Here is a 15203-nt window from a genome sequence, read left to right as displayed (position 1 = left end):
TTAATTCCGTCATTGTCACTATCTAAATCTTGATAATCTGGTACGCCATCGCCATCGGTATCTGGTTCTTCATCAGTATCTACTGAATTATCAGCCTGACCATCATTATCTGCATCTACATAGCCTGTATCATTTGAATCGATAACTCCATCGCCATTGGTATCTAAATCACCATTTCCTCCCTCATCTACATCTAATATCCCATCATTATCACTATCTAAATCTAAACTATCTGGTATTCCATCTCCATCTGTATCGCCTGCTCCTTCCGCTGTATCTGGAATCCCATCATTATCATCATCTACATCTATATTATCTGGTATTCCATCGCCATCGGTATCAGTTGCATCTCCAAAATTAGTATCATCGCCATCAACACTATCTGAAATTCCATCACCGTCTGAATCTGTTCCACTATCTGTTACAACTCCTGTTCCTCCACTATTTGGATCGGTTGGATCTGTATCATTTACATCTGTATTTCCTGAATCTCCAAATCCTGAATCATCTTCATCTACTTCATCTGAAATTCCATCTCCGTCACTATCTGGTCCATCTACTACTCCATTTCCATCTTCATCATCATTTCCGCCTTCAGTGATATCGTTTATTCCATCATCATCACTATCTAAATCTTGATAATCTGGTACGCCATCACCATCGGTATCAACTGTATCTCCCTCTCCTCCATTTCCTTCTCCGAAATTACTTGAGTCTGAATCTACACTATCTGAAATACCATCACCATCACTATCTGAGCCTCCAGTATCATTTGAATCGATAACACCATCATTGTTCGTGTCTAAATCACCATTTCCATTCTCAATAACATCATTGATTCCATCATTATCGCTATCTAAATCTTGATAATCTGGTACGCCATCGCCATCGGTATCTGGTTCTTCATCAGTATCTACTGAATTATCAGCCTGACCATCATTATCTGCATCTACATAGCCTGTATCATTTGAATCGATAACTCCATCGCCATTAGTATCTAAATCGCCATTTCCGCCTTCATCTACATCTAATATGCCATCATTATCACTATCTAAATCTAAACTATCTGGTATTCCATCTCCATCTGTATCTCCGGTTCCTTCTGCTGTATCTGGGATTCCATCATTATCATCATCTACATCTAAACTATCAAGAATTCCATCACCATCGGTGTCTAGGCACAGAGCCGAAGTACTTACTAACTGACTATCGGTATCATTAGTAAAACTTGAAGAGGCTGTACTTGGACAACTTCCTGCGCTGGTACTAGTAGCTGTAATCGTATAAGAAGTTCCATCTACTCCTCCGCTTACAACTCCACCTGCTCCTACGGTTAAGCCTGCTGGACTAGAGGTATACGTAACACCACTTGCTACATAATTTGTTACCGTTACTACCGCTGCACTTGAACAGCTTGCTGCTGTTACACTTACTACTGGCGTACTCGGTACTGTTAATTGACTATCGGTATCATTCGTAAAGCTTGAAGAGGCTGTACTTGGACAACTTCCTGCGCTGGTACTAGTAGCTGTAATCGTATAAGAAGTTCCATCTACTCCTCCGCTTACAACTCCACCTGCTCCTACGGTTAAGCCTGCTGGACTAGAGGTATACGTAACACCACTTGCTACATAATTTGTTACCGTTACTACCGCTGCACTTGAACAGCTTGCTGCTGTTACACTTACTACTGGCGTACTCGGTACTGTTAATTGACTATCGGTATCATTAGTAAAGCTTGAAGAGGCTGTACTTGGACAACTTCCTGCGCTGGTACTAGTAGCAGTAATCGTATAAGAAGTTCCATCTACTCCTCCGCTTACAACTCCTCCTGCTCCTACGGTTAAACCTGCTGGACTAGAGGTATACGTAACACCACTTGCTACATAATTTGTTACCGTTACTACCGCTGCACTTGAACAGCTTGCTGCTGTTACACTTACTACTGGCGTACTCGGTACTGTTAATTGACTATCGGTATCATTAGTAAAGCTTGAAGAGGCCGTACTTGGACAACTTCCTGCGCTGGTACTAGTAGCTGTAATGGTATAAGAAGTTCCATCTACTCCTCCGCTTACAACTCCTCCTGCTCCTACGGTTAAACCTACTGGACTAGAGGTATAGGTAACACCGCTTGCTACATAATTTGTTACCGTGACTACCGCTGCACTTGAACAGCTGGCTGCTGTTACACTTACTACTGGCGTACTCGGTACTGTTAATTGACTATCGGTATCATTAGTAAAGCTTGAAGAGGCCGTACTTGGACAACTTCCTGCGCTGGTACTAGTAGCTGTAATGGTATAAGAAGTTCCATCTACTCCTCCGCTTACAACTCCTCCTGCTCCAACGGTTAATCCTGCTGGACTAGAGGTATAGGTTACACCGCTTGCTACATAATTTGTAACCGTGACTACCGCTGCACTTGAACAGCTGGCTGCTGTTACACTTACTACTGGCGTACTCGGTACTGTTAATTGACTATCGGTATCATTAGTAAAGCTTGAAGAGGCTGTACTTGGACAACTTCCTGCGCTTGTACTAGTAGCTGTAATGGTATAAGAAGTTCCATCTACTCCTCCGCTTACAACTCCTCCTGCTCCTACGGTTAAGCCTGCTGGACTAGAGGTATAGGTTACACCACTTGCTACATAATTTGTAACCGTTACTACCGCTGCACTTGAACAGCTGGCTGCTGTTACACTTACTGCTGGTGTACTCGGTACTGTTAATTGACTATCGGTATCATTAGTAAAGCTTGAAGAGGCCGTACTTGGACAACTTCCTGCGCTGGTACTAGTAGCAGTAATGGTATAAGAAGTTCCATCTACTCCTCCGCTTACAACTCCACCTGCTCCTACGGTTAATCCTGCTGGACTAGAGGTATAGGTTACACCACTTGCTACATAATTTGTTACCGTTACTACCGCTGCACTTGAACAGCTTGCTGCTGTTACACTTACTACTGGCGTACTCGGTACTGTTAATTGACTATCGGTATCATTAGTAAAGCTTGAAGAGGCCGTACTTGGACAACTTCCTGCGCTAGTACTAGTAGCTGTAATCGTATAAGAAGTTCCATCTACTCCTCCGCTTACAACTCCTCCTGCTCCTACGGTTAAGCCTGCTGGACTAGAGGTATACGTTACACCGCTTGCTACATAATTTGTTACCGTGACTACCGCTGCACTTGAACAGCTTGCTGCTGTTACACTTACTACTGGCGTACTCGGTACTGTTAATTGACTATCGGTATCATTAGTAAAGCTTGAAGAGGCCGTACTTGGACAACTTCCTGCGCTGGTACTAGTAGCAGTAATCGTATAAGAAGTTCCATCTACTCCTCCGCTTACAACTCCTCCTGCTCCTACGGTTAAACCTGCTGGACTAGAGGTATAGGTTACACCGCTTGCTACATAATTTGTTACCGTACTACCGCTGCACTTGAACAGCTTGCTGCTGTTACACTTACTACTGGCGTACTCGGTACTGTTAATTGACTATCGGTATCATTAGTAAAGCTTGAAGAGGCTGTACTTGGACAACTTCCTGCGCTGGTACTAGTAGCAGTAATCGTATAAGAAGTTCCATCTACTCCTCCGCTTACAACTCCTCCTGCTCCTACGGTTAAGCCTGCTGGACTAGAGGTATACGTAACACCACTTGCTACATAATTTGTTACCGTTACTACCGCTGCACTTGAACAGCTTGCTGCTGTTACACTTACTACTGGCGTACTCGGTACTGTTAATTGACTATCGGTATCATTAGTAAAGCTTGAAGAGGCTGTACTTGGACAACTTCCTGCGCTGGTACTAGTAGCTGTAATCGTATAAGAAGTTCCATCTACTCCTCCGCTTACAACTCCTCCTGCTCCTACGGTTAAACCTGCTGGACTAGAGGTATAGGTTACACCACTTGCTACATAATTTGTTACCGTTACTACCGCTGCACTTGAACAGCTTGCTGCTGTTACACTTACTACTGGCGTACTCGGTACTGTTAATTGACTATCGGTATCATTAGTAAAGCTTGAAGAGGCTGTACTTGGACAACTTCCTGCGCTGGTACTAGTAGCAGTAATCGTATAAGAAGTTCCATCTACTCCTCCGCTTACAACTCCTCCTGCTCCTACGGTTAAACCTGCTGGACTAGAGGTATAGGTTACACCGCTTGCTACATAATTTGTTACCGTTACTACCGCTGCACTTGAACAGCTTGCTGCTGTTACACTTACTACTGGCGTACTCGGTACTGTTAATTGACTATCGGTATCATTAGTAAAGCTTGAAGAGGCTGTACTTGGACAACTTCCTGCGCTAGTACTAGTAGCAGTAATCGTATAAGAAGTTCCATCTACTCCGCCGCTTACAACTCCTCCTGCTCCTACGGTTAAGCCTGCTGGACTAGAGGTATAGGTTACCCCGCTTGCTACATAATTTGTTACCGTGACTACCGCTGCACTTGAACAGCTTGCTGCTGTTACACTTACTACTGGCGTACTCGGTACTGTTAATTGACTATCGGTATCATTAGTAAAGCTTGAAGAGGCTGTACTTGGACAACTTCCTGCGCTGGTACTAGTAGCTGTAATGGTATAAGAAGTTCCATCTACTCCTCCGCTTACAACTCCTCCTGCTCCTACGGTTAACCTGCTGGACTAGAGGTATAGGTTACACCGCTTGCTACATAATTTGTTACCGTGACTACCGCTGCACTTGAACAGCTTGCTGCTGTTACACTTACTACTGGCGTACTCGGTACTGTTAATTGACTATCGGTATCATTAGTAAAGCTTGAAGAGGCCGTACTTGGACAACTTCCTGCGCTGGTACTAGTAGCTGTAATGGTATAAGAAGTTCCATCTACTCCGCCGCTTACAACTCCTCCTGCTCCTACGGTTAATCCTGCTGGACTAGAGGTATAGGTTACACCGCTTGCTACATAATTTGTTACCGTTACTACCGCTGCACTTGAACAGCTGGCTGCTGTTACACTTACTACTGGCGTACTCGGTACTGTTAATTGACTATCGGTATCATTAGTAAAGCTTGAAGAGGCTGTACTTGGACAACTTCCTGCGCTTGTACTAGTAGCTGTAATCGTATAAGAAGTTCCATCTACTCCTCCGCTTACAACTCCTCCTACTCCTACGGTTAAGCCTGCTGGACTAGAGGTATAGGTTACACCACTTGCTACATAATTTGTTACCGTGACTACCGCTGCACTTGAACAGCTTGCTGCTGTTACACTTACTACTGGCGTACTCGGTACTGTTAATTGACTATCGGTATCATTAGTAAAGCTTGAAGAGGCCGTACTTGGACAACTTCCTGCGCTAGTACTAGTAGCAGTAATCGTATAAGAAGTTCCATCTACTCCTCCGCTTACAACTCCTCCTGCTCCTACGGTTAATCCTGCTGGACTAGAGGTATAGGTTACACCGCTTGCTACATAATTTGTTACCGTGACTACCGCTGCACTTGAACAGCTTGCTGCTGTTACACTTACTACTGGCGTACTCGGTACTGTTAATTGACTATCGGTATCATTAGTAAAGCTTGAAGAGGCTGTACTTGGACAACTTCCTGCGCTGGTACTAGTAGCTGTAATGGTATAAGAAGTTCCATCTACTCCTCCGCTTACAACTCCTCCTGCTCCTACGGTTAATCCTGCTGGACTAGAGTATACGTAACCCCGCTTGCTACATAATTTGTAACCGTGACTACCGCTGCACTTGAACAGCTGGCTGCTGTTACACTTACTACTGGCGTACTCGGTACTGTTAATTGACTATCGGTATCATTAGTAAAGCTTGAAGAGGCTGTACTTGGACAACTTCCTGCGCTGGTACTAGTAGCTGTAATCGTATAAGAAGTTCCATCTACTCCTCCGCTTACAACTCCACCTGCTCCTACGGTTAAGCCTGCTGGACTAGAGGTATACGTAACACCACTTGCTACATAATTTGTTACCGTTACTACCGCTGCACTTGAACAGCTTGCTGCTGTTACACTTACTACTGGCGTACTCGGTACTGTTAATTGACTATCGGTATCATTAGTAAAGCTTGAAGAGGCCGTACTTGGACAACTTCCTGCGCTGGTACTAGTAGCTGTAATCGTATAAGAAGTTCCATCTACTCCTCCGCTTACAACTCCTCCTGCTCCTACGGTTAATCCTGCTGGACTAGAAGTATAGGTTACACCACTTGCTACATAATTTGTTACCGTACTACCGCTGCACTTGAACAGCTAGCTGCTGTTACACTTACTACTGGCGTACTCGGTACTGTTAATTGACTATCGGTATCATTAGTAAAACTTGAAGAGGCCGTACTTGGACAACTTCCTGCGCTAGTACTAGTAGCAGTAATCGTATATGAAGTTCCATCTACTCCTCCGCTTACTACTCCTCCTGCTCCTACGGTTAATCCTGCTGGACTAGAGGTATAGGTTACACCACTTGCTACATAATTTGTTACCGTTACTACCGCTGCACTTGAACAGCTTGCTGCTGTTACACTTACTGCGGTGTACTCGGTACTGTTTAATTGACTATCGGTATCATTAGTAAAGCTTGAAGAGGCCGTACTTGGACAACTTCCTGCGCTTGTACTAGTAGCAGTAATCGTATAAGAAGTTCCATCTACTCCTCCGCTTACAACTCCTCCTGCTCCTACGGTTAAGCCTGCTGGACTAGAGGTATACGTAACACCACTTGCTACATAATTTGTAACCGTTACTACCGCTGCACTTGAACAGCTTGCTGCTGTTACACTTACTGCTGGTGTACTCGGTACTGTTAATTGACTATCGGTATCATTCGTAAAGCTTGAAGAGGCCGTACTTGGACAACTTCCTGCGCTGGTACTAGTAGCAGTAATCGTATAAGAAGTTCCATCTACTCCTCCGCTTACAACTCCTCCTGCTCCTACGGTTAAACCTGCTGGACTAGAGGTATAGGTTACCCCGCTTGCTACATAATTTGTTACCGTGACTACCGCTGCACTTGAACAGCTTGCTGCTGTTACACTTACTACTGGCGTACTCGGTACTGTTAATTGACTATCGGTATCATTAGTAAAGCTTGAAGAGGCCGTACTTGGACAACTTCCTGCGCTGGTACTAGTAGCTGTAATGGTATAAGAAGTTCCATCTACTCCTCCGCTTACAACTCCTCCTGCTCCTACGGTTAAACCTGCTGGACTAGAGGTATAGGTTACCCCGCTTGCTACATAATTTGTTACCGTGACTACCGCTGCACTTGAACAGCTGGCTGCTGTTACACTTACTACTGGCGTACTCGGTACTGTTAATTGACTATCGGTATCATTAGTAAAGCTTGAAGAGGCTGTACTTGGACAACTTCCTGCGCTTGTACTAGTAGCTGTAATCGTATAAGAAGTTCCATCTACTCCTCCGCTTACAACTCCTCCTACTCCTACGGTTAAGCCTGCTGGACTAGAGGTATAGGTTACACCACTTGCTACATAATTTGTTACCGTTACTACCGCTGCACTTGAACAGCTTGCTGCTGTTACACTTACTACTGGCGTACTCGGTACTGTTAATTGACTATCGGTATCATTAGTAAAGCTTGAAGAGGCTGTACTTGGACAACTTCCTGCGCTGGTACTAGTAGCAGTAATCGTATAAGAAGTTCCATCTACTCCTCCGCTTACAACTCCACCAGCTCCTACGGTTAAACCTGCTGGACTAGAGGTATACGTTACCCCGCTTGCTACATAATTTGTTACCGTGACTACCGCTGCACTTGAACAGCTTGCTGCTGTTACACTTACTACTGGCGTTGCTGGAGTAGTATTAACCGTTAATGCTACTGTATCTTCTTGTGGACAACTATTATTTGTTGATGTTACTTCAACTCTATAATTATTACCAGATAAACCTGCTGTTGCATTTGTAATCACTAAAGAAGCAGTAGAAGTACCACTATAAGGTGCTACATTTGTTAAAGGAGTAGTACTAGTTCCTAAAAACCATTTATACACATAATCTCCTGAAGGAATAGCTGTTGTTATATCATCTCCTGTTGCTCCGGTTGTTCCAAAATTAGTAACTCGAAGTCCAGTTGGTGTAGCTGTTAATGTTATATTACTACCAGTACAAACTGAAGCCGGATCAGGTGTTATGACAACGTTCGAAATCACTTCACTAATAATTTCAGTTCCATTAACTCCATTATAACCTCCTGTTCCTCCAGTTACTCGACCACTACTATCGAAACCAGTTCCGTCTAAAACTCCATCTTTAGTAGCGTCTGTTCCTCCAGATTCTACTGAATCTGGACATCCGTCATTATCACTATCTGTATCTAAATAGTCAGGTGTTCCGTCTTTATCTGTATCACATGAAATTAAAGAAATAGCAATCTCATCTAGTAATAAAGTATTATATGCTGCATCAGCATTATTATTATATATTTCTACGGTAACTGTTGTAGTAGTAGAAGTAAATAAAAACTCAAATCGTTGCCAATCTAATGTTAATGTTCCTGTGTCAATTGTTTGTAAAACTGTTCCAACCCCATCTTTAATTTGCATCCTAACATCTGGATATGCACTAGCTGGCTGACCACTTTCTTCTTTTGCTGCTACAGCAAATAAACTATAAGAATATTGTTCATTAGCCTGTACTGTTATATTCTCTTGATAAACCAAAACTGGAGCTACTCCAATAGGATTATCTAAAGCTATATATTTTCCTTCTGCATTACCAGCAGCATCTAAGCCAGAATTTGGCTGATACCAAGCTTGTCCTGCGAAATCTGTATTAGTACCTACTCTTACGTTTGCTACATTTGCAGCTGGAACATTAGGATGACTAGTAGCTGGACTTCCAGTTCCAGTTCCAAAATCATCAGAGAAAGCATAGCAGGGTCTTTCATTGATATCTAGTATTCCGTCATTATCATTATCTAAATCTACTGAATCTGTTATGTTATCTCCATCTACATCTGGTAAAACAGTTACTGTTACTGTAGAAGAACTACAATTAGTTGGCGCAGGTTTACAAGTGCTATATACTAATGAATATGTGCCTGGAGTTGTTCCAGGAGCAACATTAACTTCACCTGTGCTTGTATTTAAACTAACACCTGCGTTTGTTGAACTTACCTCAACTAAATCTACATCTGCTACAGGAGGATTTGTTACGGTTCCTACAGTGTCATTTACTAAAACATTAGCTACAGCTACTCCTCCTGAAGTTGTAACAGCACTTCCAGAGTCATCGTTCGTTACAATAATTGGAAGCCCACCTACACTTGAAACAAAAACTCCTGAGTCTAAACTTTGATCACCTACATCAGCAATTGCTATTTTCATGTGATAAGTAACACCTACAATTAAGTTTATATTTGTTGTAAATTTTTTAGTAATTCCATTAAATTCTGTGTGAATAGGTTTTATTTGATCATTTAAGCTACATGAAGCTGTATTATTAGGATCAGCATCATTGTCAGGGTTATGTCCATTGTTAATATATAAAGCAGATTGTGTTAAATCGACTGGAGTTACCCCATCTTGTGCACACCCTTTAAAACCTGCATTTAAATTATTAATTGATACAGCATTAGAAGTACCAGGTACAACTGCTAAATTTAAAGCTGGTGTTTCCCCAAAATCATAAAAGTTATTTAAATTAACATCCCCATCTGGTACAGAAGGATCAGAACCAGTAGGATCAGATACAAAAAAACCAAAAACATCATTAAAAACTGACCCTACATAATCAGGGTACTCCTCTGAACCAAATTGATACTCAACCAAAACACCTACATAGTTTGGCTGGGCTACAAAATCAAACTCAAAAACTACAACATCTCTGTTAGCTGTAGCATTAATATTTGTTAAATCTTCATCAGTAAAAGGGAAACCTCCATCAAACCCTTCAGAATTATATGCATTCACATTATTATTATTAAAGGCTGTTGCTATAGACGAAGTTGTAAAAGCAACACCGCTATCTATCTCTAAACTTGCACTTGTAGTTCCGCTTGAAAATATACCAAGTTGATTAGCCGTACCAGAGGTTATTACTGGATTGCTAATAATGATACCAGACGATTGTAATTCTGCTGCAATTGCTGCTGCTGAAGGATTTGTTGTATAGGTTGCTTGAGAAAACAAGGTACCTATTCCTAATAATAGAAATGTAACAAACAATAAAAAAGAATGATTACTGAACGAATACTTTTTAATCATAATTTGGGGATTAGATTAGATTAATAATTGAACTTTTAAAACTTTAAAAGTTAATTATTCATTTTCAGTAAAAAGTAAATAGTAAAAGATTATACTAAAATTATAGTATAATGAAAAGAGTAAATTTCTTTAAGTGTAAAATATTGTGTGGGGGACAATATTACTCTAATTGATTGCTAATATACACAAAAATTTAACATTTACAAAAAAAAAAGAAATAATTAATCACCTAACCTACTCTAGATCAGCAATGAAAAAATAAAAATTAAAACTAGTTTTCTTTAGGAAAAGCTTGCTTATTAAATATAAAAAGTAAAATTACTCCTATAGTAATCCAAGAATCTGCACCATTAAAAATAGCATTAAAAAAAGTAAAACTTTCACCCTCATATATTGGAAAATAAAGCATATCAACTACTTTACCATAAAATAATTCTCCATAAGGCTTATCAGCAAATAACGTAGCTACTTTATGCATAGAAGAATCGAAAATAACACCATAAAACACTGAATCTATAATATTACCAACTGCTCCAGCTAAAATTAAGGCTATAGCTATAATTACTGCGTTATGTGTTTTTCTTTTTATACTTTGTATTAACCAATATATAATACCTGTTACAGCTACTAGTCTAAATAACGTTAAAAATAATTTTCCTGATTTACCGCCAAACTCAAAACCCCAAGCCATTCCATTATTTTCAGTAAAGTGAATTTTAAACCAGTCGCTAAAAACAACTACCTCTTCACCTAGAGTAAAATGTGTTTTCACATATATCTTACTTATTTGATCAATTAAAATTGCTAAAATTACTGTTAGGATTGCTATGTTCTTTTTTGACATTTTTTTATTTTAATAGCAACAAAAATAAGAAAACTATTGTTATTGACTAATTTAGTCTAAACCTTTATCTATTCTTTGTAAAAGTTCTTTCCTATAAGATTTCCCTATAGCTAATTTTAATTCGTTTTGTAATACAATTTGATTACCGTCTATCATTACAATTTTGTTAAAGTTAATAGCAAATGATTTATGAATTCTTATAAAGTTAGTCGGTATTTTCTTTAAGAAATCAGTAAGTGTTTGTGGAGTAAGAATTCTTTTATCTGTATAAATTTTTATATAATTTCCATAAGCCTCAATATAATTGATTTCATTAAAATTTAGTTTAATAATTTTTTTATCACTCTTTACAAAGATTGAACTATTTTCTTCTTCTTTATTTTTAGAAAACACTTCTGATTTTATAACTCCTTTCTTTTTTATTTTCATGACAGCTTGAAAAAAACGTTCAAACGAAAAAGGTTTTAACAAATAATCAGTTACAGATAATTCAAAACCTTCTACCGCATATTCAGGATATGCAGTAGTAATTATTACTGATGGTTTTTGTTGTAATGTTTTTAACAAACTTAAACCTGAAAGTTTAGGCATATTAATATCTAAAAAAAGTAGATCTACTTCTTTTTCTTGTAAAACAGCCATTACTTCAAACGAATTTTTACACGATGATATTAACTCTAAATTTGGTAATTCTTTAATATAACTTTCTAATATTTGACGAGCTATTGGCTCATCATCAGCTATAATGCATTTGAGGTTCTCCATCTAAAAATCAAGTATTAATTTCACTTTATATTCATTTTCTGTTTTTACAATCTCTAACTTATGAGTTTCAGGATACATTAAACTCAATCGTTTTTTAACATTTTGTAATCCTATTCCACTTTTTCCTTTTTCTAAATCATTTTCTTTCAAACCTGAATCTGTTGAATTTATACATTCAAACTTTAAGTTTTCATCAGTGACATCGACTAGCACTTTAACATTACTTTTTTCATCTAAACTAACTCCTAAATGTTTAAATGCATTTTCTACAAAAACAATTAATAGCATAGGAGCAATTTGTTTTCCTATATAATTACCTTCTAATTTAAAATTAATTTCAGATTGTTCTTCTAATCTTATTTTTTCTAGAGAAACATAATTTTGAAGGTAACTTAATTCTTTTTCAAGTGCTACATAAACCTCTTTTGTTTCATATAAACTATAACGTAATAAATCAGAAAGCTTTAACATTAAACTTGGTAACTTATCTGATTTAACAACAGATAGTCCATATAAATTATTTAATGTATTAAACAAAAAATGTGGGTTTAACTGCGCTTTCAATAACTTTAACTCAGCTTCTTTTTCTTGCTGACGGCGAGAAAAACTATCTCTTGCAATTTTTACAGCCATTCCAAAAACCATTGCTAGTAATACAAATCCAAAAAGATTTAAAAACATTTTTAAACTTAATGTTTGCTTTAAAGATTTACTTATAAGGTATACAGGAACAATTGTAAAAATAATTCCATTTAATATAAAGAATATTAAAAAGGTAATTTTCTTTTTATTAAAAAACGGTAAAATAAAATAGTTAGTTGAGTAAATAGTTGGTACAATAAATAAAATAGCATAAAAAGCTGCAGACAATCTGTTTTCTGATTGTATTCCACCTACTAGCACTAGGAATAAGCATCCCCAAACAAAAACATTTTGTACTACTTTATTATCAATCCAAGTATCAATTTTTTTCATTTCTTCTATTTAAAAACATCCTTCAAACATACATTATACTTACAAAATAACCATTTTTTAATGATGAAAGATACTTTTTTTTATTTGAACATACTCCTACCAATGATTATAGTAAAAATCACTTTTGTCATTTTTTAAATATGGTTTATCACTCTTCTTTTTTTCAATACAACTTTTGATTGACTTTTGAAGTGTTCATTATAAAAAACTATTAATTATGAAATTTCACAGATCAATCTTTATTTTTCTTTTTAGCATAACATCTACTATTATTTATGCACAATCACTACAACTACAATTAGATAAATACACACCTTATATTAAAGAATTAAATCAGGGAGTTGCTGTATTAGTTCAACAAAACGGTAAAACTACAGTTGCCAACGCTGGCAAATACAATTTTAACAATCATACTATTTTCAATATTGGAAGCGCTACTAAAAAAATGACTGCTATTTTACTTTTACAAGAAGTTGAAAAAGGAACAATAAAGCTATCGGATTCGATTGGGACTTATTTACAGCCAATTAAAAATGTTGACGGAAGTTTAACTATTGAAACATTACTAAGACACAGAAGTGGTTTGGGAGAAATTGTAGGGAAAAATTTTGAAAAGGATTTTTATGCAAAAAATGATTCTTTCTATAATTCAAATTTTCTTAATAAAATACCTAAAAATAATCCTAAAAAAATTGGGAAGTATGATTACTGCAATACTAATTATATTCTATTAGGTCATCTTTTAGAAAAAGTAAACGATAAAAGTTATTTCAACTTATTACAAGAAAGGATTTTTACTCCTTGTAACATGACAAATACCTACCCTTATGTATCAAAAAAACTAAAAAATTTAGCAAAACCTATTCACAAAAAAGAAGATATAACATCGTATTTAGATTATAGGTTCTTTGCTAATTATGCCTATGCTGCAGGAAGTGTTGCGTCTAATTTAAACGACATGTCAAAGTTTTACAATCACTTATTTCAAAAGGGAACATTGATTTCTGAAAAATCTTTACAAAAGTTTACTGCTTTTGATGAAGCTAATTATGGTTTGGGAATTATGAAATTTAAAGATGGATATGTTGGCCATGGTGGTAACAACATTGGATATTCTTTTAGAGAATACTACAATCCTAAAAACAAAAACTTAATTCTTCTATTTAGTAATGCTCGTATAATTCCTTTTAATAGAATGCTTAAAAATGAGCTTTTCAATTTTATAGATGGTAAAACAGATACAATCTCTTTTAATAAAAATGTTACTTCAGATTTCAAAAATGTATTAGGTAAATACCTATTTAACTCACATGGAATGAAAATGACAATGGAAATTAAAGAAGAAAATAATCATCTTTATTTTTTAGCTCAAGGAGCCCAAGTTATTTTAATAAGTAAAGAAAAAAACAAATTATATAATGGCAGTTTTGGTGTAGAACTAGAAGTAAACCCTGAAAAACCTCAAGAATTAATTTTTAGACAAAATGGGTTAGAAACTACTATTAAACTTATAAAATCATAAAAAAATGAAATTAGAAATACAAAATATATCAAAGAAATATAACAAAGAAAAGTACGGTTTAAAAGATTTTTCAATGACTATTGAAAAAGGGATTTTAGGATTATTAGGTCCTAATGGTGCTGGAAAATCTACCTTACTAAAAATGATTGCAACCTTAAGTAAACCTTCTAATGGAACTATTTTATTAAATAAAAACAACATAACTAAAGACGCAAACTATATACGTAAACAATTAGGTTTTCTGCCTCAAGACTTCGGAGTATACCCAAATTTAAATGCTTATGAATTTTTAGAATACATGGCTGCAATGAAAGGAGTTGGTGGTAAAAATCTACAACCAAGAATAACACAATTATTAGAAGGTCTAAATTTAATTGGCGCTGCTAAAAAACCAATAGGCAGTTATTCAGGAGGTATGAAACAACGTGTAGGTATTGCACAAGCTTTAATAAATAGCCCTAAAATTTTAATCTTTGATGAACCTACTGTTGGCTTAGATCCTGAAGAACGTGTTCGTTTTCGTAATTTAATTTCAGACTTAGCAAACAACTGTATTGTTATTTTATCTTCTCATATTGTTTCTGATATTGATACAATTGCTGATCAAGTTGCTATCCTTAAAAATGGTTCTTTGATAGTAAAAGGTCATCAAGAAAATATCATAAGAAAAGTTCAGGATAAAGTTTATGAAACTAAAATTGCAAAAGAAGATTATACAGCGTTCAAAAACTCACATATTATAGTAAGTACTACACGTAAAAACGGCGATTTAATTGTTAGATATATTTCTGAAAAACCTGATAGTAATGCCATAAAACAGCAAGCTAATTTAGAAGATGCCTATTTATACTTAACTAAAACTAATTAAT

8 protein-coding genes are annotated in these 15203 nt (G+C 37.0%); 4 read left to right on the top strand and 4 right to left on the bottom strand.

Annotation, left to right across the window (positions count from 1 at the left end; genetic code table 11):
- Nucleotides 1–156: 156 nt before the first annotated feature.
- A complete protein-coding gene (locus BLV71_RS08100; protein ID WP_093870059.1) occupies nucleotides 157–639 on the top strand; it encodes a hypothetical protein in 483 nt (160 codons plus the stop codon).
- 393 nt (nucleotides 640–1032) lie between these two features.
- Nucleotides 1033–1206: a hypothetical protein gene (locus tag BLV71_RS18570; protein WP_176974376.1), complete on the top strand. Its 174-nt coding sequence runs from the start codon at nucleotides 1033–1035 to the stop codon at nucleotides 1204–1206.
- Nucleotides 1207–6226: 5020 nt separating this feature from the next.
- On the opposite strand, the gene BLV71_RS08095 is transcribed toward BLV71_RS18570, so the two are convergent.
- The 4 genes from BLV71_RS08095 to BLV71_RS08080 all read right to left on the bottom strand — a co-directional run bounded on the left by BLV71_RS08095 (nucleotide 6227) and on the right by BLV71_RS08080 (nucleotide 12812).
- On the bottom strand, nucleotides 6227–10228 hold the full coding sequence (locus BLV71_RS08095; RefSeq protein WP_093870058.1) for a choice-of-anchor L domain-containing protein: 4002 nt from the start codon (nucleotides 10226–10228) through the stop codon (nucleotides 6227–6229).
- 271 nt (nucleotides 10229–10499) lie between these two features.
- Nucleotides 10500–11072 (bottom strand): lipoprotein signal peptidase, encoded by a 573-nt coding sequence (locus tag BLV71_RS08090; protein WP_093870057.1) that lies wholly within the window; start codon nucleotides 11070–11072, stop codon nucleotides 10500–10502.
- 51 nt (nucleotides 11073–11123) lie between these two features.
- On the bottom strand, nucleotides 11124–11837 hold the full coding sequence (locus tag BLV71_RS08085; RefSeq protein ID WP_093870056.1) for a LytR/AlgR family response regulator transcription factor: 714 nt from the start codon (nucleotides 11835–11837) through the stop codon (nucleotides 11124–11126).
- A complete protein-coding gene (locus BLV71_RS08080) occupies nucleotides 11838–12812 on the bottom strand; it encodes a sensor histidine kinase (RefSeq protein WP_093870055.1) in 975 nt (324 codons plus the stop codon).
- A 217-nt stretch (nucleotides 12813–13029) separates the two neighbouring features.
- Here BLV71_RS08080 and BLV71_RS08075 point away from each other — a divergent pair, with 217 nt between their 5' ends.
- Nucleotides 13030–14334 carry a serine hydrolase domain-containing protein gene (locus tag BLV71_RS08075; protein WP_093870054.1) on the top strand — a complete coding sequence of 435 codons (1305 nt, stop codon included), beginning with the start codon at nucleotides 13030–13032 and terminating at the stop codon, nucleotides 14332–14334.
- A 4-nt stretch (nucleotides 14335–14338) separates the two neighbouring features.
- Nucleotides 14339–15202 carry an ABC transporter ATP-binding protein gene (locus BLV71_RS08070; protein ID WP_093870053.1) on the top strand — a complete coding sequence of 288 codons (864 nt, stop codon included), beginning with the start codon at nucleotides 14339–14341 and terminating at the stop codon, nucleotides 15200–15202.
- Nucleotide 15203: the final 1 nt, after the last annotated feature.

Source organism: Tenacibaculum sp. MAR_2010_89 (assembly GCF_900105985.1).
In the GTDB taxonomy this organism is placed as follows: Bacteria; Bacteroidota; Bacteroidia; order Flavobacteriales; family Flavobacteriaceae; genus Polaribacter; species Polaribacter halocynthiae.
The sequence above is the reverse complement of the archived record's forward strand: the minus strand, read 5'-3'. Positions and strand labels throughout refer to the sequence as shown.